Origin of the sequence: Epilithonimonas caeni DSM 17710 (assembly GCF_000426465.1) — a bacterium.
GTDB lineage: Bacteria > Bacteroidota > Bacteroidia > Flavobacteriales > Weeksellaceae > Epilithonimonas > Epilithonimonas caeni.
This window is the reverse complement of sequence record NZ_AUFK01000009.1, coordinates 473,588-498,378: the sequence shown is the minus strand read 5'-3', so window position 1 is coordinate 498,378 and position 24,791 is coordinate 473,588. Positions and strand designations below refer to the sequence as shown.

13 protein-coding genes are annotated in these 24,791 nt (G+C 38.6%); all 13 read left to right on the top strand.

Annotation, left to right across the window (positions count from 1 at the left end):
* The first annotated feature begins 12 nt into the window (after positions 1 to 12).
* The 13 genes from K319_RS0103495 (at position 13) to araA (ending at position 24,786) form a co-directional block, all read left to right on the top strand.
* Entirely contained in the window at positions 13 to 1,413 is a 1,401-nt protein-coding gene (locus tag K319_RS0103495; protein ID WP_027382367.1) for a glycoside hydrolase family 43 protein, read from the top strand.
* A 263-nt stretch (positions 1,414 to 1,676) separates the two neighbouring features.
* Entirely contained in the window at positions 1,677 to 3,053 is a 1,377-nt protein-coding gene (locus K319_RS0103485) for a glycoside hydrolase family 43 protein (RefSeq protein ID WP_027382366.1), read from the top strand.
* 50 nt (positions 3,054 to 3,103) lie between these two features.
* A complete protein-coding gene (locus K319_RS0103480) occupies positions 3,104 to 4,996 on the top strand; it encodes a glycoside hydrolase family 97 protein (RefSeq protein ID WP_156907053.1) in 1,893 nt (630 codons plus the stop codon).
* A 32-nt stretch (positions 4,997 to 5,028) separates the two neighbouring features.
* The gene (locus tag K319_RS0103475) at positions 5,029 to 6,918 is read left to right on the top strand and encodes a sialate O-acetylesterase (protein ID WP_034671316.1); all 1,890 of its coding nucleotides are present in this window, start codon (positions 5,029 to 5,031) and stop codon (positions 6,916 to 6,918) included.
* Between the two features lie 37 nt (positions 6,919 to 6,955).
* The gene (locus tag K319_RS0103470) at positions 6,956 to 9,481 is read left to right on the top strand and encodes a glycosyl hydrolase 115 family protein (RefSeq protein WP_084403394.1); all 2,526 of its coding nucleotides are present in this window, start codon (positions 6,956 to 6,958) and stop codon (positions 9,479 to 9,481) included.
* Between the two features lie 159 nt (positions 9,482 to 9,640).
* Positions 9,641 to 10,210, top strand: a complete 570-nt coding sequence (locus K319_RS0103465) for a Crp/Fnr family transcriptional regulator (RefSeq protein ID WP_027382362.1) — start codon at positions 9,641 to 9,643, stop codon at positions 10,208 to 10,210.
* An 82-nt stretch (positions 10,211 to 10,292) separates the two neighbouring features.
* The gene (locus K319_RS0103460; RefSeq protein WP_027382361.1) at positions 10,293 to 11,267 is read left to right on the top strand and encodes an aldo/keto reductase; all 975 of its coding nucleotides are present in this window, start codon (positions 10,293 to 10,295) and stop codon (positions 11,265 to 11,267) included.
* Positions 11,268 to 11,833: 566 nt separating this feature from the next.
* On the top strand, positions 11,834 to 14,461 hold the full coding sequence (locus tag K319_RS0103455; protein WP_027382360.1) for a beta-glucosidase: 2,628 nt from the start codon (positions 11,834 to 11,836) through the stop codon (positions 14,459 to 14,461).
* Positions 14,462 to 15,248: 787 nt separating this feature from the next.
* Positions 15,249 to 17,972: a T9SS type A sorting domain-containing protein gene (locus K319_RS0103450; protein WP_027382359.1), complete on the top strand. Its 2,724-nt coding sequence runs from the start codon at positions 15,249 to 15,251 to the stop codon at positions 17,970 to 17,972.
* A gap of 216 nt (positions 17,973 to 18,188) precedes the next feature.
* Positions 18,189 to 20,171, top strand: a complete 1,983-nt coding sequence (locus K319_RS0103445; RefSeq protein ID WP_027382358.1) for an alpha-L-arabinofuranosidase C-terminal domain-containing protein — start codon at positions 18,189 to 18,191, stop codon at positions 20,169 to 20,171.
* Between the two features lie 239 nt (positions 20,172 to 20,410).
* A complete protein-coding gene (locus tag K319_RS0103440) occupies positions 20,411 to 22,108 on the top strand; it encodes a ribulokinase (protein ID WP_027382357.1) in 1,698 nt (565 codons plus the stop codon).
* 261 nt (positions 22,109 to 22,369) lie between these two features.
* Positions 22,370 to 23,068, top strand: a complete 699-nt coding sequence (locus K319_RS0103435; protein ID WP_027382356.1) for an L-ribulose-5-phosphate 4-epimerase — start codon at positions 22,370 to 22,372, stop codon at positions 23,066 to 23,068.
* A gap of 221 nt (positions 23,069 to 23,289) precedes the next feature.
* Entirely contained in the window at positions 23,290 to 24,786 is a 1,497-nt protein-coding gene (gene araA, locus K319_RS0103430; RefSeq protein ID WP_027382355.1) for an L-arabinose isomerase, read from the top strand.
* Positions 24,787 to 24,791: the final 5 nt, after the last annotated feature.

Here is a 24,791-nt window from a genome sequence, read left to right as displayed (position 1 = left end):
AATGAAAAGGATATGAAAAAAATACTGATTACACTTAGTCTGTTATATGGCGGCTTAAATACTTTATTGGCCCAAAATCCCGTAATCCAGACTCATTTTACACCGGACCCTGCGCCGATGGTATACAAAAGCAAGATGTATGTCTACACAGGAGATGATATTCCTGGCTATGACTTTTATTACATGACGAAATGGAGAGTGTATTCGTCGGATGATATGGTCAATTGGACTGACCACGGTTCTCCACTTTCACTGGAATCCTTTAGCTGGGCCCGTGACAGAGCCTGGGCAGCGCAATGTGTGGAACGTAATGGCAAATTCTATTGGTACATCTGCGTTCAGACTGTTGATAACAATATGGCGATTGGTGTTGCGGTATCAGACAGTCCGACAGGTTCTTTTAAAGATGCACTCGGAAAACCGCTGGTGACAACAGGAACCTGGGATAATATCGACCCGACGGTTTTTATTGATGATGACGGACAGGCGTATCTTTATTGGGGAAACAGCAAATTATTTTATGTGAAGCTCAATAAAGATATGGTTTCGTATGAAGGAAAAATCACCGAAGTTCCGCAATCAGTGGAAGCTTTCGGTGGATTGAGACGTCCCGGAAGAAGTGATGAGGTTTTGCAGAAACAGGAGCAGTTTAAAGATGTTTTTGTGGAGGGACCCTGGTTCTACAAACGCAACAAGCAATATTATATGATGTATGCCGGGATGACCGACCGAACCGAATGTCTGTCTTATTCCATAAGCGATTCACCGACCGGACCGTGGAAATATCAGGGAAAAATAATGACTGGCCAGCCAACCAATAGTTTTACCAACCACGGTGGAATTATCGATTTTAAAGGAAAATCCTATCTGTTCTATCACATAGGATTATTGCCCGGAGCAGGAAGTTACGGAAGGTCAACGTCTATTGAAGAATTCAAATACAATCAGGATGGCAGCATTCCAAAAATTTCTATGACCAAAGAAGGCGTAAATCCCGTTGGAACATTAAATCCCTACAAAAGAAACGAAGCGGAAACAATAGCCTGGTCAGAGAAATGCAGCACTTCCGAAAACAAAAAGACGGGAATTTATGTTTCCGATACCAGAGTGGGAGGTTATATCAAAGTTCGTTCGGTGGATTTTGAAAAAGGCGCCTCTGAATTTTCAGCTTCAATTGCCGCAGGTGTTGATGGTGGAATTTTAGAAGTGAGATTAGATAAGGTGGACGGAAATAAAATTGCGGAAATTGAAGCTCCGAGAACCGGAGGTTGGGAAGAATTTAAAACCCTGACATCAAAAATTTCAGAATCGGTTTCCGGCGTTCACGATGTATATTTTGTCTTTAAAGGTAAAAACATTACGGCAGGAAGGGTGCTTTTCAATTTCGACCACTGGAGTTTTCAGAAAAAATAAGATGAAAGACAAATTCCCCTCCTTTGGAAATCGAGGGACGAGATTCGCCGAAACAAAAAATCAATTAATAAATATTGAGGCACTGGTGGCGAAAATTCAAAGAATTTTTGACGGGGTGGTTAAAATGGTCTGTATAACAATATCGGAAACCTGATTCACCAAACCAAACAATACAACCACACAGAGCTTATACAAGCGTTAGCGGCTTTGTGAAACTTAAAAAATAAAAACTTTGTGACCTTAGTGTTCAAAAAAAGTTAGATATGAAAAAAACAATAAAAACAATACTTAATCTCTGTTTAATAGGATATTCGGGAACATTTTTTTGTCAGAATCCCATCATTCAGACCAATTATACCGCCGACCCGGCTCCGATGGTGTATAACGACAGGCTTTACGTCTACACCACTCACGATGAAGACGATTCAACTTGGTTTACGATGAACGACTGGAAGGTCTATTCTACCAACGATATGGTGAATTGGACCGACCATGGAACCATTCTTTCCTACAGCGATTTCGATTGGGCAAAACGTGATGCCTGGGCAGCGCAATGTGTCGAAAGAAACGGCAAATTTTTTATGTATGTTCCAATGTGGTCCAAAACTAATAATAAAGGTGCTATTGGTGTTGCTGTTGGAGATAGTCCGTTTGGACCATTTCACGATCCGCTTGGAAAACCATTGGTTCAGAGTGAATGGGGCGACATCGATCCAACGGTTTTTGTGGATGATGACGGTCAGGCGCATATGTACTGGGGAAATCCAAAACTAAAATATGTCAAACTGAATGAAAATATGATTTCCTATTCCGGCGATATTGTGGAAGTGCCAATGATCGCAGAATCTTTCGGAAAAAGGGATGGAAAAGAAAATCCTGAAAGACCGACAAAATATGAGGAAGGACCCTGGTTGTACAAAAGAAAAAATCTTTATTATCTGTTCTGGCCGGGTGGTCCGCTTCCGGAATTCATCGGATATTCCACAAGCAAAAGTGCACAAGGACCTTGGAAATATGGTGGAATTGTAATGCCAACCGAAGGAAAATCTTTTACCAATCATCCCGGAATTGTTGATTTCAGAGGAAAAACCTATTTCTTTTATCACAACGGTGCTTTGCCGGGAGGAAGCGGTTTCACAAGGTCGGTGAGTGTGGAGGAACTTAATTTTAACAAAGACGGTTCGATTTCGCCCATCAAAATGACGAATGGCATTACCAAAGCGATTGCATCGGTTAATCCTTATGCTTTCAATCAGGCGGAAATGATTGCTTGGTCGGAAAATGTAAAATCTTATCAGAACAAAGAAGCAGGCGTCTTCATCAAAGCTAAAAAAAGCGGTGCTTATACCAGTGTGAAAAATGTCGATTTTGGTAAAAAAGGAGCATCAACATTTTCATCCAGAGTTGGAACGACACACAACAGCGATGTGACGATGGATGTTCATTTGGACAGTATTAACGGACCTATTATCGCTACGGTAAAAGTTCCGTTGACTGGCGGAGACGACCGTTGGGAAACGGTGAAAGCCGAAGTTAAGGAAAAAGTTTCCGGTGTTCACGATGTGTATTTTGTATTTAATGGAAAAGCAGCAAAAGATATTATGTTTTTCGATTATTGGACTTTTCTTGAAAATAATTAATTATGATTAAACTTTTTTTTAAACTATCACTCGCCTTTAGTATTCTCATTATGAATACTGTTTTTGCACAGGTTGCAGAAATCTCCAGTCCTGACGGAAAATTGAAACTGAATGTCTTTTCAGAAAACGGAAAAGCACTTTATAATGTTACTTTTCAAGGGAAAACAATGCTTGATAAATCTCCATTGGGCTTAGTCACCAATGAATCTGATTTCTCTAAAAATTTAAAATTCATTGACAGCAAAAAAAATAAGGTTTCCAAAAATTACACGAACGAAAAAATCAAAAAATCACAAGTTAGTTATACGGCTAATACTCTGACAGTCAATTTTACCAATGCAGATAATTTCAATATCGGAATTGAATTTCAGGTGAGCGATAATAATGTCGCTTTCAGATATGAGATTCAGCCGATGAAAGACCGTTTGAGCGCAGTTGTACAATCGGAAATTACGGGTTACAGATTTCCGTCTCAAACTACAACTTTCCTTTCTCCGATGATGAAGCCGATGACAGGTTTTGCCAGAACCGCTCCAAGCTACGAAAGCGGTTACAAAGCTGATGCAGAATTAGGAACAAAAGCCGATTATGGTTACGTTTTCCCTGGACTATTTCATATTGGAAATGACGGCTGGATTTTATTGTCCGAAACAGGAATAAACAGTTTGTTCTGTGCTTCTCATTTGGATACAACGTCAGAAAAAAATCTTTATCAGGTTGCTTACCCTAATATGGCTGAAAACAATGGTTTCGGAAGTACCGGAGCTGCTATTTCGCTTCCGGGAAAAACACCATGGAGAACTATTACGGTGGGAGATTCTTTGAAGCCAATTGTTGAAACGACGATTCCTTTTGACGTTGTCGAGCCAATGTATGAACCTTCACAGAAATACACTTTTGGAAAATCTACATGGAGCTGGATTTTGTGGCAGGATAACAGCATGAATTATGAAGACCAAAGTCTGTTTATCGATTTGGCATCAAAACTTGGTTATGAATATATTTTAATTGATGCGCTTTGGGACAAAAATATTGGAAAAGAACGAATGAAAGACCTCATTCAGTATGCAAAATCTCAAAATGTAGGGATATTACTTTGGTACAATTCCAACGGCGCTGCGAATGATGCACCAATGGGACCGAGAAACAAAATGAGTTCAGCGATTGAACGAAAAAAAGAAATGAAATGGCTTAAAGATATTGGTGTAAAAGGTCTGAAAGTCGACTTTTTCGGAGGCGACAAGCAGGAAACAATGCGTCTTTATGAAGATATTCTTTCCGATGCCAATGATTTTGGATTAAAGATTATTTTCCACGGAGCTACTTTGCCGAGAGGCTGGGAAGTAATGTACCCGAACTACGCCGGAAGTGAAGCCGTCCTGGCGTCTGAAATGCTGTATTTTTCAGAAGACGTCCGCAAGCAGGAAGCTTTTTTTGCGACTTTGCATCCGTTCATCAGAAATACGGTCGGAAGTATGGAATTTGGCGGAACTTTCCTCAACAAATATTTGACAAAATCCAACAAGGATAAAAATAAAAGATACACAACAGATGGTTTCCAGTTGGCAACGGCTGTTCTGTTTCAAAATCCGGTTCAGATGTTTGGAGTAATGCCGAATAACCTGACCGATGCTCCAAAATTCCAGCTCGATTTTATGAAAGAAGTTCCGACGCTTTGGGACGAAACAGTGTTCATCGACGGTTATCCCGGGAAATATTCCGTGATTGCCAGAAGGCATCAGAATCAATGGTTTGTTGCAGGTGTGAACGCTGAAAACACTGTTCAGAAACTTACTTTAAAACTTCCGATGCTTGCCGGAAAATCGGTTAGATTCATCAATGATGATTCGAAAGGGGAGACTTCTGAAAAAATAATTACTGTTGGCAAAAACGGAGAACTCAAAATAGAAATCCAATCCAAAGGCGGATTTGTAATTCATTAATATTTCATTTTAACCCGAAAAAATAAATCTCAATGGAACCCAGAAATTTCAAATTCTCAACGGTTTTTAAAATTGTCTTTTTGATGATTTTTCTTAGTCATCAGTTGTCTTTCGGGAAAATAAAACTTCCTGATTTGGTAAGTGATAAGATGGTTTTGCAACGTGATGTCGAACTTAAAATTTGGGGTTGGGCAGATAATGGTGAAAATATTACCATCAAATTCCGAAATGAAACCTACAATACATCACCGGACAAAAACGGGAAATGGTCTGTCCAATTGAAACCACAGAAAGCAGGAGGACCGTTTGTGATGGAAATCAATGAAATTACAATTCGGGATATTCTGGTAGGAGATGTCTGGCTAGCTTCCGGGCAGTCCAATATGGAAACGCCTATTGCACGGTTAACAGACCGTTTTCCGGAGATTAATGTTTCTGATTTTAATAAAATCCGCTACTTCAAAGTTCCTACACAGAACACTGTTGAATCTGTTCGGGAAAATATAGCATCAGGCGGAAAATGGTTCACTGGGACGGCTTCAGAAGTGATGAATTGGACGGCCTTTGCGTATTTCTATGCGGTGGAAGCGTATGAACACACCAAAATTCCGCAGGGAATGCTGGTTTCCAGTTTGGGTGGTTCGGCAATTCAGAGTTGGGTCAGTCAGGAGCATCTTAAGAATTTTCCTGATGATATCATTGATAAACAGGCATTGTCAGCGCTCAATTCTTCAAAACTGGACCAGGGAAGAAATCTTTGGAATCAAAAGGATTTTAACGACGGGAATTGGGAAAAGGCAAAAGTTCCCGGAAAATGGAAAGATAATGGAATCCGCGCAAAAGGAACGGTCTGGTTTCGAAAAAACTTTGAACTTCCTGCGTCAATGAATGGAAAATTTGCCCGACTGTATTTGGGAGTAATGGTGGATAGCGATTCGGTTTTTGTGAATGGAAAATTTGTGGGCTCTACTTCATATACGTATCCACCAAGAAAATATGATATTCCAGGCGGAATTTTAAAACAGGGAAAAAATACGATTGCCATCCAGTTGACCTCCAATTTCGGAAACGGTGAATTTGTAGCGGATAAACCTTATAAAATTGTAGGAGACGGCGTTACCGTTGATTTGACGGGCGAATGGAAATATAACATCGGAAGAGATACAGGCAAAGATGAAGAATATAAATCAAAACTGAAAAACCTGAGAAGCACGCCTTCCGGATTGTACAACGGAATGATTTATCCGATTCGGGATTACAAAGTTCGTGGTGCTATTTGGTATCAGGGCGAAAGCAATGCCGGTCAATCAGAAGATTATGCCGGTTTGCTGAAAAATCTTATCGAAAATTGGCGGGACGTATTTCAATGGAGTCAGATGCCGTTTTTATTGGTTCAGCTTCCGAATTTTATGGAAAAAACAAACGACCCGAATGCACCAAGCGGATGGGCAGGAATTCGTGAGGCTCAGTTTAAAACGTCACAGACGGTTCCGTACACGGCAATGAGTGTCAATTATGATATTGGAGAATGGAATGACATTCACCCTCTCAATAAAAAAGATATGGCAAAACGTCTATTTCTGGCTGCCCGAAAATTGGTGTATGGTGAAAAATTGGTAAGCAGCGGACCTGTTTTCAAGTCGATGAAAGTTGAAAATTCAAATATCATCCTTTCGTTTGACAATGTTGGAAGCGGTTTGCAAAGTAAAAACGGAAACCTGAAACATTTTGCAATTGCCGGAAGCGACAAGAAATTTGTCTGGGCTGATGCAAAAATTAAAGGAAACACAGTCATTGTGACCAGCAAGGAAATCAAAAATCCGGTTGCAGTGCGATATGCGTGGAGCAATAATCCCGAAGATGCCAACCTTCAAAATAAAGAAGATTTGCTGGCGTCGCCATTCAGAACGGATGATTGGTAAATAAATATTAAAATAAAATACTCATAAAATATTGATTATGAAGACGATTTTTAACTTTTTTTCTCTTTTGATAACGTTGGTTTTTACAACGATGATAAAAGCCGCCGACCCTTTTATTTCTTTTACTAAAACGGAAAACTCGGTTGTGTTGAAAGAGCACAATTCAGGGTTGATGCTGTTTTCGGATAGCGATTCGGATAAAGGAATTCTTCGTGCGGTTGCGAATCTTCAATCTGATTTTCAAAAGGTAACAGGTATTCAGCCTACTCTTATTTCCAAAAATTCCGGGGCGAATGGAATGCTCATCATTATTGGTGAGGCCGGGAAAAGCAAGACCATTGATGCTTTAATTAAAGCTAAAAAAATTGATGGAACTTCAATCAAAGGAAAGAATGAAAAATTTATCATTCAAAATATCAGCAATCCATTTCCCGGCGTTTCAGAAGCGATTGTAATTGCAGGAAGCGACAAACGCGGAACAATTTATGGAATTTACGAAATGTCCAAACAAATCGGAGTTTCACCGTGGTATTACTGGGCGGATGTTCCGATTGAGAAAAAAGAAAATATTTACTTTAAAAAAGGAATTTACACAGACGGAGAACCTGCAGTGGAATATCGCGGAATTTTCCTGAATGATGAAGAACCTTCACTTGGAGGATGGGCGAGAGCAACGTTTGGAGGAATCAATTCTAAATTTTACGAAAAAGTTTTTGAACTGATTTTGCGAATGAAAGGCAATTACATCTGGCCTGCAATGTGGGGAAAAGCGTTTTATGATGATGATGTTTTGAACGGACCTTTAGCCAACGAAATGGGAATCATTATGGGAACTTCGCATCACGAACCGATGGCTCAGGCTCAAACCGATTGGCACAGATACATCAAGAAGAATAATCTGCCGAATGTCTGGGATTATTCGAAAAATGAGAAAGTTTTGCAGGAATTCTGGAAATTAGGGCTAGAAAGAAGCAAAAACTGGGAAAAACTTGTTACAGTGGGAATGCGTGGCGATGGCGATGAAGCGATGGGAGAAGGAACCAATATTTCCTTACTTGAAAAAATCGTGAAAGACCAGCGAAAAATTATTGCTGACGTAACAGGAAAAAAAGCGGAGAAAACGCCTCAGGTTTGGGCTTTGTACAAAGAAGTTCAGGATTATTATGACAAGGGAATGCGCGTTCCGGACGATGTGATTTTATTGTTTTGTGATGACAACTGGGGAAATGTGAGAAAACTTCCGGACCTTTCAAAACCTTTACATAAAGGCGGTTACGGAATGTATTACCACTTCGATTATGTGGGCGGACCAAGAAATTCAAAATGGATTAATATCAGTCCGATTCAAAGAGTTTGGGAACAGATGAATCTTTCTTACGAACATACAGTGGATAAAGTTTGGGTCGTCAATGTAGGGGATTTGAAGCCGATGGAATTCCCAATCAACTTTTTCCTTGAGATGGCGTGGAATCCGAAACAATTCAATTCAAAAAATCTTTTGGCGTATACCGAAAAATGGTCTGCACAGCAGTTTGGGGAAAAACATGCCAAAGAAATTGCCGGAATGATTAATCTTTATTCAAAATATAACCGTCGGGTAACACCTGAGACACTGGATTGGAAAACCTACAGCTTGGAAAATTATAATGAATTTGAAACAGTTCTGAATGATTACAGAGCATTGGCAGTTGAAGCATTACGTCTGAAAGAGCAGATTCCGGCAGAGTATCAGGATGCATATTTTCAGTTGGTGTTGTATCCGATTGATGCGTGCAGTAATTTGTATGAAATGTATTATGCTGTCGCCAAAAACAGGGAATTGGCTGCTAAAAAGGATATTGAAGCAAATGTTTATGCCGATAAAGTAAAAGAATGTTTTGAAAGAAATAATTACCTCGACAATCAATATAACAATGTGATTGCGGAAGGAAAATGGACCCATATGATGGATCAGATGAAAATCGGGTATAAGAACTGGTTCGACGGAAAAGAAAATATAATGCCTGAAGTTACCCGTGTTTCTGAGTCTGAAGTTCCGAAAGAAAAAGTGTTTCAGGAGAAAAACGGTTATGTTTCCATTGAAGCTGAAAATTTTGCAAGGATGAATAATTCAGACCGAATCCATTGGGAAGTGATTCCTGATTTTGGAAAGACAAAATCCGGTGTAACGACTTTCCCTCAAAACGCTTATCCGAAAGCTGATGAAAATATTTATCTGGAATATGATATGAATTTTGAATCCAAAGGTGAATTTGAGGTCCAGTTGTTATTAGCCCCGACTTTGAATTTCAATCATAATAAAGGTTTACGTTATGAGATTTCCTTTGATGGCGGAACTCCGCAAGTTGTCAATTTCAATGGTCATTACAAAGGTGAATTGGGAAGATGGCAATCTGAACATATCATTAAATCCATAACCAAACATCAGATTTCTGAACCCGGAAAACATACACTTCGTTTCAGAGTTTTGGAACCTGGAATTGTTTTAGAAAAAATATTGATCAATACAGGCGGACTGAAACCAAGTTATCTCGGAGCACCGGAAAGTGAATATTCAAACTAATGATCATAAAAGCCATCAGATTTCTGGTGGTTTTTTTATTAATATAATTTTTAATGAAGCTGATATCTTTATTTAAAATTTTGTCGATTTTAAATTGTCAAATCACATTTTTTACCAAATGTCAAATATATGCCAAGCAACTATTTGTAATTTTATCGAATGGAAAAATTTATTGATTACATCTTGCAATTTGATAATCTGAACAAGCAACAACTGGATTTCATAAAAAGCAAAGCCAAAGAAATAGAACTTCGTAAAGATGAATTCTATTGGGAGGCCGGAAAAACTGTGAAACAGATCGGGTTCTTAATCGATGGCGTTATTCGGGTTTTCTATTACAATAATAAGGGCGAGGAAATTACAAGATATTTCATTGATGAAAACCATTTGATTTTATCAGGAAATACAATCGACGAAATTTATATGCCGTCTGAATATTTGTCAGCAATAACAGAATGCAGATTGATTGTTTTTTCAAAACAGGATTGGAAAGAGATCTCCCAGACAATAATAAATTGGGATAACATTATTCAAAAAATAGTCGCCAAACATCATAGTGAAAAAATCATCAGGAGAAGCGAATTGGTTTCGCAGGACGGAACGGAACGCTATCTTGATTTTATTCAGAAATTTCCAACTTTGGTCAATCGTGTTCCTTTGTCTTACATCGCTTCTTATCTCGGAATTACGCAGTCTTCTTTGAGCAGAATAAGAAAAAATATCCGTTGAAATTCACTTTTTGCCAAATGGCAGATCCATTCATTTTTTATTGAACCAACTTTGTTTCATCAAAATTTAAAATCAATAAATAATGAATACAAGAAAATTAGGAAAAAACGGATTAGAAGTTTCTGAATTAGGTTTTGGTTGTATGGGATTAAGTTTTCCAAATGCACCGGCAAAAGATGAAAGCATAAAGCTGATTCGTTCGGCAGTTGAAAACGGAATTACTTTCTTCGACACGGCTCAAGGTTATGGCGAAAACGAAATTTTGGTTGGTGAGGCGCTCGAACCGTTGCGTAAAGAAGTTGTGATTGCAACAAAATTCGGCTTCAAAGATGGCAATGTGAGATTCGGTTTGGATAGCCGTCCAGAAACCATAAAATCTGTTGCCGAAGCATCTTTGAAAAGATTGAGAACCGATGTCATTGATTTGTTTTATCAGCACAGACCCGACCCGAATGTGCCGATTGAAGACGTCGCAGGAACCGTAAAAGATTTGATACAAGAGGGAAAAGTAAAACATTTCGGACTTTCGGAAGCCGGTGCAGAAACCATTCGTAAAGCAAATTCCGTTCTGCAGGTAACGGCTTTACAAAGTGAATATTCTATGTTTTATCGTGAGCCTGAAAACGAAATCATTCCTGTTTTGGAAGAATTAGGAATAGGTTTTGTTCCTTTCAGCCCATTAGGAAAAGGCTTTCTGACAGGAACAATCAACGCAGATGTGGAATTGGATAAAGACGATACCAGAAATATGCTGCCGCGTTTCAGTAAAGAAAACCGGGAGGCAAACCAAGCTTTGGTAGATTTGGTGGTTTCCATTGCGACAGACAATAATGCAACGCCTGCTCAAATTGCATTAGGTTGGTTGTTGGCCCAAAAACCGTTCATTGTTCCAATCCCCGGAACTTCAAAATTACATCGTCTACAGGAAAATATTGGTTCGACAAATGTTGGATTGACAAATGACGAATTGAAGAAAATAAATTCGGCTTTGGCGACCATCAAAATCGTTGGCGAAAGATATCCTGCACAGATTCGGGATACGGCAGAAAGAAAATAACTGATTTGGGATTTTTTTTCTGAACTAAATCATAGCAACAGCTTTAAAACCATCGGATTTCTGATGGTTTTCTGTTTGGTTTATTTTAAAATTTATGTTTGATAACAAATAATTAATTTCAGCAGCATTTTGTCATTCCGTAAGAATCTCAACACACAGAAATAAAGAGATTTTGATTCCTAAGGACGAAAAACCATTAGGTTTATCAGCAATATGTCGAAAACGGATTTCCATATTAAACTTAGAGAATAAATAAGTTTATTGACCCATACCTTTTACTTATAAAGGCTTCGACAGGCTCAGTCTGACAACATTAAATATTATGGTTAGTATTTGAGATGTCACCCTGAGCTTGTCGAAGGGCTTCTACTAGAAAATACTTCTATTAATCGTAGTTCTTCAATATTAATTAAAAGGATAAGTCAATAAGTTTAAAATTTTCAGACAAATTAAGTGTTAATAATACATTTATTAAAAATAGAATCTTATATTTGTTATCAATCGGATATCGAATTTCAATTTCTAGAATCAATTTGATATTCAAGTGATATTTTAAATAAAATCTAATGAAAAAAGTCCTGTTTTCCTTATCAGTCTTCATCTGCGCCTTCTCATCCGCACAGAATCATAAATATCCGTTCCAAGACCCAAAGCTTCCGGTCGAGCAGAGAATCGACAATCTTCTCGGTTTATTGACGGTTGATGAAAAAATCGGAATGATGATGGATAATTCTAAAGCAGTTCCCAGATTGGATATTCCCGGTTACGGTTGGTGGAATGAGGCGCTTCACGGTGTTGCAAGGGCAGGAACAGCCACGGTTTTTCCTCAAGCCATCGGAATGGCGGCAACCTGGGACGTTCCGGAGCATCTCAAAACTTTTGAAATGATTTCTGATGAAGCCAGAGCAAAATACAATAAATCTTTTGACGAATCTCAGAAAACAGGTCGTTACGAAGGTCTTACATTTTGGACGCCAAACATCAATATTTTCCGCGACCCAAGATGGGGAAGGGGTCAGGAAACATACGGTGAAGACCCGTATCTGACTTCTGTTTTGGGCGTTGCTGCGGTAAAAGGTTTGCAAGGAAACGACCCGAAATATTTCAAAACCCACGCCTGTGCCAAACATTTCGCCGTTCACAGCGGCCCGGAATGGAACCGCCATTCTTACAACGCCGAAGTTTCCAAAAGAGATTTGTATGAAACCTATCTTCCGGCTTTCAAAGCATTGGTTTTGGAAGGAAATGTAAGGGAAGTGATGTGTGCGTACAATGCATTCGACGGACAGCCGTGCTGCGCCAACAATACTTTGCTGACAGAAATTCTCCGTGGAAAATGGAACTACGATGGAATGGTCGTTTCCGATTGCTGGGCTTTGGCAGATTTCTACCAGAAACAGTACCACGGAACACATCCCGACGAAAAAACTACCGCCGCAGACGCCCTGAAACATTCTACAGATTTAGAGTGTGGCGACACGTATAATAATTTAAACAAATCTCTCGCAAGCGGATTAATCACGGAGAAAGACCTCGATATTTCTATGCAAAGAATTCTGAAAGGTTGGTTTGAGTTGGGAATGCTCGACCCAAAATCTTCCGTTCACTGGAACTCCATTCCATATTCAGTTGTGGATTCTGATGAGCATAAAAAACAGGCTTTAAAAATGGCTCAGAAATCTATTGTTCTGATGAAAAATGAGAATAATGTTTTGCCTTTGAATAAAAATATCAAAAAGATTGCTGTTGTCGGTCCAAACGCCGATGACGGACTCATGCAGCTGGGAAATTATAACGGAACACCTTCTTCCATTGTAACGATCTTGGACGGAATCAAAACCAAATTTCCAAATGCAGAAATCATTTATGAGAAAGGAACCGAAGTCGCCGACCCATCTTCCAGAACCTCTCTTTACCAAAACTTTTTAAGCCAGAAAAGCGGTGAGAAAGGAATGAAAGTAGAGTTTTTTAACAACAATGAATTCAAAGGGAAATCTGCGAATATTTCTGTCAATAAAACAGGAATCAACTACAACAGTTTTGGCGGAACTCAGTTTGCTCCGAACGTGGAAAGAGAAAATACTTCGTCCATCATTTCCGGAGTTTTCAAAAGTCCTTATACGGGCGATGTGATTCTTTCACCCTCAACATCCGATGTTTATACACTTTTCGTTGACGGTAAAGAAATTGCCACCAGAAAAGGCCCCGATGCAAGACATCCTTCGGAATTTCCTATAAAAATGGAGAAAGGAAAAGAGTATCAAATAGAATTGCGTCATAGTCAGAAAGGAAAATATGTAAGCATCACTTTTGACGTGTACAGAAAAGACCCTGTGAACTTCGATGCCGTAAGGGAAAAAGTGAAAGATGCGGATGTCATTATTTTTGCAGGCGGACTTTCTCCAAGTCTGGAAGGCGAAGAAATGATGGTGAATGCAGAAGGTTTCAAAGGTGGTGATAAAACTTCCATCGACCTTCCAAAAGTTCAGCGTGAACTGTTAGCTGAATTAAGAAAAACAGGAAAACCAGTCGTTTTTGTGCTTTGTACAGGAAGTTCGCTTGGTTTGGAAAAGGATGAAAAAAATTATGATGCATTACTGAACGCTTGGTATGGCGGACAAGCCGGAGGAACTGCGGTTGCAGATGTTTTGGCGGGAGATTACAATCCGTCCGGAAGGTTGCCGGTTACATTCTACAAAAATCTGGAACAGCTCGACAATAATTTATCTAAAACCAGCAAACATCAGGGTTTTGAAAACTATGATATGCAGGGAAGAACCTACCGTTATATGACAGAAAAACCGTTGTATGCTTTCGGCCACGGGTTGAGTTATTCAAAATTTGCTTACGGAAATGCCAAATTGAGCAAAAATACCATCAATTCCAATGAAAATGTTACGATTACAATTCCTGTTACCAATAATTCTGAAAGAGACGGTGAGGAAGTGATTCAGGTTTATGTGAAAAGAAATAATGATTCTTTGGCTCCTGTAAAGACTTTGAGAGCCTTTGAAAGGGTTTTGATTAAATCTAAGGAAACAAAAAATATCCAATTAAATGTTTCTAAAGATTCATTTAAATTTTATGATGAAAAAGAGGATGACTTGACTCCGAAAGCTGGAGATTACACCATCTTCTACGGCGGAACTTCCGATGAATCCGGATTGAAAAGCCTTCAGGTAAAAGTGAAATAAAATAATGGATTTACTTTATATCTAGCCGATTCTAAAACTGATTACCCTTCTAAATATGGAAGGGTTTTCTATTTATGTATCAATTGGAATATGATTCTACAGATTGAATTTTTAGTTGATTTTTACTAAAGGAAGTCAAAGATAAAAATCAAATATTTTTCAATATATAACAATTAGATACGGTCATCTGCCTTTTTTCGTAAGAGATTAATTGGAAATTGTGATATAAAAAGATTTAATTTATTATAAATAATATATTTTTTAGATAATTTTTACAAATATGATAGTATAATCCTTATCATATATTATCATTATTTTTTGTTTATCAATAATAATATTTATATCGGGAAAATTTCTTTAACAAAAGATCTTAATGTTAACTAATTGTTAATTCAATGATAAGCTATTCATGAAACAATGATGTTTAATTATTGTATATTTTATCTAAAATTGGTATTTTATTTGATTTATTCTCATGTTAATTGGTTTAATATTGAGTATTTTTATTATATTCGGTTATAATAATATCTAATTCAAAATTAATATGAAACTAACGATTTACTTCTCTAAATAGTATGGCAATTTTAAGACTGAAAAAATCTGCTATTTGTTTTTAGTTAGATTTTAAAAAGGCTGATTTTAAATTGTAACTCTTCAATAAATCTTTAAAATCTCGTTAAGGATGCATTTGTTCAAATTGCATCAGCTATTGTATTGTGTTTTTTAGAATGAGAAGTTGCTGATGATCTTTTAAAAATTCAAAATCATTAAAAATAAAACTTATGTTATGAACAAATTTATTACTACATCTATTAGAAGAATCACATTTTTTGTAATTGTTTTATCCACATTTCATTTAATTGCTCAAACTCCGAAAGTCCGTATCGATGCAACACCAAGGCAGAAAATTACCGGATTTGGAGGTTTTGTGTGTAGTCCTCAGTTTGCTTACGACCATATGACGCCTGCAGAAATTGAAAAAATGTGGGGTGCCAACAGCGATGCCGGATATAACATTATGCGGCTTTATATTCCTACAACCAAGGAGAATTGGAGCGCGGCTCTTGCCACTGCACAAAAAGCAGCATCTTTGGGTCTGATTATTTTTGCAAGTCCGTGGTCGCCACCCGCAGAATGGAAGACCAATGGTAATGATGCCGGAACTTATAATGGGGTAGAGGGATTTCTGAAAGAGGAAAATTATGCAGATTTTGCTAATTATCTGAATGAATTCGTGGTTTATCTCAGAGATAACGGTGTCGAATTATACGCAATATCCCTGCAAAATGAACCGGATTATGTCGTTACTTATGCGGGATGTACTTACACACCGACTCAGATCACCAATTTTCTTAAGAATTATTCTGACGTTATTTCCTGCAGGATCATCGTGCCGGAAACCGTCGGAATGTCAAACAATTATGCCAATGCACTTCTTACCACAGATGTTTTGCCGAAATTTGAGATCTATGCGGGACATCAATATGGTGGGATAGGCTCAACATACAAAGGTTTCCTGAACACGAACAAAGAAATCTGGATGACAGAGTTTCTGATCAACTGGAATTCCAATGGTGGCACCAGAAATTTTTCTTGGAATACCGATGCATTTGACTTTGCAAAAAGCGTCAATGATGTTATGGTAGGCGGAGGAAATGCCTGGATCCATTATGCGACGAAAAGATATTATGGGATGATGGGCGATGGCCTGTACGGAACTGTGGCTGGCGAAATTACCAAACGTGGTTATATCCTTTCTCATTTTGCAAAATATACCACGGGCTCAAAAAGACTGGATGCCATCTGGAGCGACCAGGGATCGATGCAGGGATCTGCGTACATCAATGATTCCGGTGATAAGATAAAACTGATGGTTTTCAACTCATCGGCCAATACTTATACACTGAAAGTAGATCTGCCATTCTATACTACGTCTGCACAAAAGATCATGACCAACGAAACCTCTAATATGGTTTCTTCTAATCAGAATTTTACAGAGACTTTCCGTCCGACCATTCAGGTCAATCCATCAAGCTTTATCACTTTTGTTTTTGATAAAAGTAATGTCAGAGAAGTTTCCAATATGACGGGACAGGATATTAATTACTCTAAAATTGAAACCCAATCCGTTACCAATCCTGCATTCGGAACATCTTACCAATTAAGTGGTAAAACAGCTACGTTGTACAACTCGACGCCGTTGATCAGTTCCAATACGACAGATGCTAATGGATACATCAGTTTAGATGATCGTTACAACAAACTGGTTTTCCATGTTAATAGTTATACGACGAGCAATCTTGCAACTTCATCCAATACGACTTTATATTATGTTGATAATGCTGGCGTTGTGAAGTCCTATAATTATGGAACAGTTAACTTGCCATCGTCCGGCTCGTCCAATTTCGATTTGGTATTTGATATTTCCAGGGCAGTTCTTACAACGGGTTGCAAAGGAATTATCGGACTTAGAAATGGTAATTTCAGTTCTATTCTGACATTCAATTTCGGAGATGTCTATTTTGGGATTTCAAATGAAAAAGCGATGAAGTTTGCAGGCGTTTACTCGGATGGGGACAGCAATCTGATGGATGTTTACGAAAATACTTATTATACCTCATTGGATTTCACCAGTACGACAGGTATCAATACTTCGGCTGACTGGAAAAGCAAGATGGCCAATTCAAACAGTATATTTTATGTCAGCAGCGGTTCAGGATTCCGTACAAGTTCTTCCAAAGCAGCCAATACAAATGTTGTTTCAGGAACTGTTGCCGCATCATTGGAACTATCCGACCAGGGTGGCGATTTTAATGCGCCTTTTACTTTCACGGCAACTGCTGCTTCATATACCAAAACATTGAGTGGATATGCAGTGATCGTACTTCCTTTTGAGGCTAATGTACCAAATGGTGTGCAGGCTTATAATATGCAGCCTTCATCATCCAGGGTTTTATGTACTGCGGTTGTCAATAGCAAAATTCCGGCAAACACACCAGTATTGGTTAACGGAAACGGCACGTTTATATTCACCGGATCGGGTACTGTTTCTACACCGAAAGCGATTGTTTCTAATCAGTTCAATGCAGATTACAGCACGATAAAAGCTTATACAGGAGGCTATGTCCTTAAAACTGTGAGCGGGACTGCCGGATTCTACAAAATTGCAAGCGGAAACGAGACTGTACCGGCGTTCAGTGCTTATATCACTGAAGAAAATGCCTATTCAGCTTCACTTTTACCTTTAGAATTTGAAACGCTTGCCGTTGGAGATATTGCTAGATCTAAAATACAGATTTATCCGAATCCTGCAAAAGGGGAACTCTTTGTTACAATTGAAAATTCGGATTCCGAATATAAGATCATTGATGCAAAAGGAAGTTTGGTCTTTACAGGAAAACTAACATCGGGTAAGAATAGGATAGATGTTTCCAAACTTACGGCTGGAGTATATTATATAGTTTCCGGGAATACCCAAAAGACGGAAACCAACAAGTTCATCAAACAGTAATAGTAATTTTTTCATTAACATTTTTTCATCCAAAGCCATCATAGATTTCTGTGATGGCTTTTTAAGGATTATAAATAATAAAAAGTGAGATTTAAGAATATATCGGTAATATTTAAAATAAGTGTTTATTTTACATTTATTAAAAATAGAATCTTATATTTGTTATTACTCTATCATGCGTAAAATCATTACTTCTTTTTAAATAATATATCAGGAATGAAAATAAACACCAAAATATTCACAGCGGCTATTTCACTAAGTGTTGCACTCTTTTCGGCGCAAAACGGAAATGTCCAAAAGCATTTCCTCGATTTAGACGGAACTTCTACCAACATCAAAATCCAGTCAACGATGTACGGAATTTTCTTTGAAGATATCAACTTCGCAGCGGATGGCGGATTGTATGCTGAATTGATTAAAAATCGCAGCTTCGAATTTGATGAACCTTTAACAGGTTGGAAACAGCCCAACACCAAAACACTTTCTCCCAATCTGGATTCAGGTTTTCTGACGATTATAACGGATAGGTCAAAAACCAATAAAAATTACGCAAGAATTACCGTTTGGAATGACAAAAACTATGTGCTGGAAAATGAAGGATTCAGAGGGATTGGTCTCCATCAAGGTGAGAAATATGACTTAAGTTTTAATTTAGAAAACGTTTCAGGAAATATTTCTGCCATCAATACAAGCTTGATTGATGAAAACGGAACAGTGATTTCATCAGTTTCTACAATCATCAAAGGTGGAGGCTGGCAAAAATACAATGCTGTTTTTGCACCTGCCAAAACTGTTGAAAAAACAAAGCTTCAAATTACTTTTACCGGAAAAGGCATTGTAAATATGGATATGATCTCACTTTTCCCACAAGATACATGGAAAGGAAGAAAAGGTGGTTTAAGAAAAGATTTAGTTCAGAAATTATATGATTTGCAGCCAGGATTTTTACGTTTTCCGGGTGGCTGTATTGTGGAAGGAAGAACATTAGCAGAACGTTATCAGTGGAAAAAAACGGTCGGTAAAACAGAAGACCGTGAAAATCTTATTAATAAATGGAACAACGGTTTTTCGCATCGTCTTACGCCGGATTACTGGCAGTCTTTCGGGCTTGGCTTTTTCGAATATTTCCAGTTAGCGGAAGATTTAGGCGCAGAACCGCTTCCGATTTTAAGTTGCGGAATGGCGTGCCAATTCAATACGGCGGAACTTGTGAAAATGGAAGATTTAGACCCGTATGTTCAGGATGCTTTGGATTTAATTGAATTTGCCAATGGCGATGCTCATACAAAATGGGGAAAAATTCGTGTTGAAATGGGGCATCCAAAACCTTTTAATATGAAATTCATCGGGGTAGGAAACGAACAGTGGGGCGCAGATTACATCGAACGTTACAAAGTTTTTGAGAAAGCCATTCATGCTAAATATCCCGATATCAAAATCATTTCCGGAAGCGGACCGTCACCTGATGGCGAATTTTTCGATTATGGATGGAAAGAGCTCAAAAAACTCAAAGCTCAGATTGTGGACGAACATTACTACAATTCCCCGGAATGGTTTTTGAAAAATGCTGGAAGATATGATAATTATGACCGTTCCGGACCTAAAGTTTTCGCCGGAGAATATGCCGCGCAATCAGTTGGCGTCGTGAAACCTGACAATAAAAACAATTGGCTTACCGCACTTTCGGAAGCTGCTTTTATGACAGGACTGGAGCGCAATGCAGATGTCGTGACGATGACTTCCTATGCGCCGCTTTTCGCCCATGCAGATGGGTGGCAATGGACTCCGGATTTGATTTGGTTTAATAATTTAAAATCTTACGCAACACCAAATTATTATGTTCAGAAATTATTTTCTAACAATAAAGGAACTGATTTAATTAAAATCTCCGAAAACGGAAAACCGTTGAAGGGCGAGAATAATCTCTATGCATCGGCAGTTCGTGACAACAAAAAAGGAGAAACCATCATTAAAATTGTCAATACTAATCCTTTGGAAACTTTAGTTGAAATTAATCCGAAAAATATCAAATTAAACAATGATGTCACCAAAATTATATTGACTTCTCCAGGACTTTCAGATGAAAATAATTTCCAGACAGAAACTATTAAGCCGATTGAGGAAACCCACAGCTTGAAAAATGGAAAGATTTCTGTCGGAATTCCGGCAAATTCTCTCATTGTTTTGAAAATAAAATAGCTTTAAACTACTGTCAAGAAAATAAAAAAATAAAATTAAGTGTAAATATTACATTTATTTAAAATAGAATCTTATATTTGTTTTATCTCTGATGAAGAATTAACTCAATCTTAAACTAAAAAAGCTTCGACAGGCTAAGCCTGACAATGGTAAATATTGCAGTTGATATTAGGGATGTCATCCTGAGTTTGTCGAAGGATTTATTAAAATAATTCATAAAAAATTTATTATCCACGTTAATGAAAAAATATGTTATCGGCTTAGACTACGGAACAGATTCTGTTCGTGCTGTTTTGATTGATACAGAAAATGGGGCAGAACTGGCGACTTCCGTAAGTTATTACCAAAGATGGAAAGAAGGAAAATTCTGCAAGCCAGAAAAAAACCAATTCCGCCAACATCCGCTCGACCACATCGAAGGGTTGGAAAAAACCATTTCAACTGTCGTGAAAGAAAGTGGAGTTTCGCCCGAAAATATTGTTAGCATTTGTATTGATACAACGGGTTCATCACCACTTCCTGTGAATAAAGAAGGAATTGCATTATCGCTTTTGCCTCAATTTTCAGAAAATCCGAATGCAATGATGGTGTTATGGAAAGACCATACTTCAATAAATGAGGCCGAAGAAATCAATCAGTTAGCAAGAAATTGGGGAGGCGAAGATTATACCAGATTCGAAGGCGGAATTTACTCCTCAGAATGGTTTTGGGCAAAAATTCTCCATATCAGCAGAGAAGATGAAGATGTTAAAGATGCGGCCTACAGCTGGATGGAACATTGCGATTACCTCACATTTTTACTTTCCGACAATCAGGATTTAGCAACTTTTAAAAGAAGCCGTTGTGCAGCCGGTCACAAAGCAATGTGGCACGAATCGTGGGATGGACTTCCCTCCAAAGATTTTCTCGGTCAGCTGGATCCGTCATTGTCAGCACTCCGAGACAGACTTTATGAAAAAACGTATACTTCAGACGAAGTTGCCGGAAATTTAAATCAGGAATGGGCGACAAAATTAGGATTAACGACTAAAACAGTAATTGCTGTAGGAACTTTCGATGCCCATTCCGGAGCAGTGGGAGCAAAAGTCGAGGAAAATACGCTCATCAGAATTATGGGAACTTCAACTTGTGATATTATGGTGGCTCCCTACGAAGTCATCGGTGACAAAACTGTAAAAGGAATTTGCGGGCAGGTCGATGGTTCTGTAATTCCTGGGTTGATGGGGCTGGAAGCGGGGCAATCTGCATTTGGAGATGTTCTGGCTTGGTACAAAGACATTCTGACCTGGCCTACACACAATATTCTGATGAATTCCAATGTGATTGATGAAAATCAAAAACACTTGCTGAAAGAAGAAATAGAAAACAATCTTATTCGCAATCTTACTTTGGAAGCGGAAAAAATTTCACTTTCGGAGGTTGTTCCGGTTGCATTGGACTGGATTAACGGACGCAGAACGCCGGATGCGAACCAGGAACTAAAAATGGCTATTAGTAACCTTTCTTTGGGAACAAAAGCACCGCATATTTTCAAAGCGTTGGTGAATGCTATTTGTTTTGGAGCTAAAAAAATTGTCGACCGTTTCGAAGAGGAAGGCGTTAAAATTAATAAGGTAATAGGAATTGGAGGCGTTGCCAGAAAATCACCTTTCATTATGCAGACTTTGGCTAATGTACTGAATATGCCGATTGTCGTTGCAGCCTCAGACCAGGCCCCGGCTTTGGGCGCAGCTGTGTATGCAGCCGTTGCAGCAAGAATTTATCCTACTGTTCAGGAAGCCAGCCAGAAAATGGGCTCCGATTTTGAGGCAGAGTATTTCCCACAGGAAGAAAAGGTAGAAAAATATGCAGAGTTTATGAAACAGTATCAGATTCTCGCAGATTTCACCGAAAATAATATCAAATCAAAGAAAAAGTCGACAGTTGATAGTTTGTAGTTGATAGAAATTTCAAAAGTAAAGACCGTCAACAAACAATCATTGACTAACAACTAAAATTATTATGGCAGCTTAATTCGTCTGTGGTTTATCCTGAGCTTGTCGAAGGGCTCCCAATCTTTTTGCCAGGGCTTTTTCAATGCAAAAAAGGATTTCCGCTCAAGCCGGGCTGCGATTAGAACCCGAAGGGTTCAATACGAATAACCGTAGGTGAAACCTATGGATTTGAAAAGAAAGATTTTCAACAAATATGTAAATAAAATGAATATCTATAAAGAACTACAAAGAGAATGTTACGAAGCCAATATGCAGCTCGATGCATTGAAGCTGGTCGTATACACATTCGGAAATGTAAGTGCCGTTGACCGTGACAAAGGAATTTTTGCCATCAAACCAAGCGGTGTTCCTTACGAGATTTTAAAGCCTGAAGACATTGTAATTTTAGATTACGATGCCAACGTGGTCGAAGGAAATTTAAGACCATCTTCCGACACCAAAACCCACGCTTATCTCTATAAGAATTGGGAAAATATTGGCGGGATTTCCCATACGCACGCCATTTATTCTGTAGCTTGGGCACAGGCACAGCTGGATATTCCGATTTTCGGAACGACACACGCAGACCATTTGACGAAGGATATTCCTTGTGCTCCGCCCATGCGGGATGATTTAATCGAAGGAAATTACGAATACAACACCGGAATCCAGATTTTGGAATGTTTCAAAGAAAAGCAATTATCTTATGAAGAAGTGGAAATGGTGCTCATCGGAAACCATGGACCATTCACGTGGGGAAAAAATGCCGACAAAGCCGTTTACAACAGCAAAGTTCTTGAGACCATCGCTGAAATGGCGTATCTCACAAGACAAATTAATCCGGATGCACCTCGTTTAAAAGATTCCTTAATCAAAAAACATTACGAAAGAAAGCACGGCAAAAATGCCTATTACGGACAGTAAAAAAGCTTATGACAATAGGCTTTTAGCTGCGTTTGAAAATCTGAACCCGAAGGGTTCAATATCAGTAGCCGTAGGTGTAAATCTATGGAGGAAAATGTACAAAATCCTACAGAACCTGAAGGGTTCAATATGAATAGCCGTAGGTTAAACCTATGGAAAAAAATAAAAATAAAAATAAAAATAAAAATCAATTATCAATTATAAATCATCATTTATAAAATATGTTAACATCTCTCAATACAAAAGAAATCTGGTTTATTACTGGAAGCCAACATTTATACGGATCTGAAACATTAGCCCAGGTTGCAGAACATTCAGCAAAAATCGTAGAAGCACTTAATGCATCTTCGGAAATTCCTGTAAAAGTTGTTTTAAAGCCAACGGTAAAAACTACAGAAGAAATTTTTGAAACGCTTACAGCTGCCAACTCCGCAAAAGATTGTATCGGAATCGTAACCTGGATGCACACTTTTTCGCCTGCAAAAATGTGGATTCGCGGGCTGACTGCTTTACAAAAACCAATGCTGCATCTTCATACACAGTTCAACCAGGATATTCCGTGGTCTACAATGGATATGGATTTTATGAACCTGAATCAGGCTGCTCACGGCGACAGGGAATTTGGATTTATGGTAAGCCGTCTTCGTAAAAACAGAAAAGTTGTTGTAGGACATTGGGCGGAAGAAAGAGTTCAGAAACAAATAGGTGATTGGAGCCGTGTTGCAGCGGGATGGGACGATTGGCAGGGTGCAAAATTCGCCCGTTTTGGAGATAATATGAGATTTGTAGCGGTTACAGACGGAGATAAAGTGGAAGCGGAAACCAAATTCGGATTTTCTGTCAACACTTGGGGAATCGGGGATTTGGTGAGTGTTGTCAATTCCATAGGCGATGGTGAGATTAAAACTTTGATGGAGGAATACGAAGCCTCATACAAAATGGCTGAATCTCTTCTTTCCGGTGGAGCCAATAGAAAATCTTTGGAAGTGGCTGCAAGAATAGAATTAGGACTGGAAAAATTCATGAAAGAAGGAAACTTCAAAGGTTTTTCAGACACGTTTGAAGACCTTCATGGGTTAGAGCAGCTTCCCGGAATTGCCGTTCAGAGATTAATGGAAAAAGGTTACGGATTTGCCGGAGAAGGCGACTGGAAAACTGCCGCTTTAGTTCGTGCAATGAAAACAATGGGACAAGGTCTGGAAGGGGGAAATGCCTTTATGGAAGATTATACTTATCATTTAAACCCTTCAAATCCTTCGATTTTAGGTTCGCATATGCTGGAAGTTGACCCTGTTTTGGCGGTTGATAAACCATCTTGTGAAATTCATCCATTGGGAATTGGTGGAAAAGCAGACCCAGTGCGTCTCGTGTTCAATTCCAGAGGAAATATTGATTCTCTGAATGCAGCTTTGATGGATTTCGGAAATCATTTCAGACTGTTAATCAACAAAACAAAAGCGTTGGAAATTACCGAAGAATTGCCAAAACTTCCTGTTGCGAGAGTCCTTTGGAAACCGCTTCCTGACCTGTACACGGCAGCTGAAGCGTGGATTTTGGCAGGTGGAGCGCATCACACGTGTTACAGTGAGAACATCAGCGTAGAACAATTGGAAGATTTTGCGGAGATTGCAGGTATCGAATCGCTTGTTATTGATGAAGATACGAAAATCCGTGATTTTAAGAACACGCTTCGCTGGAATGAAATATATTATCGTTAAACTTG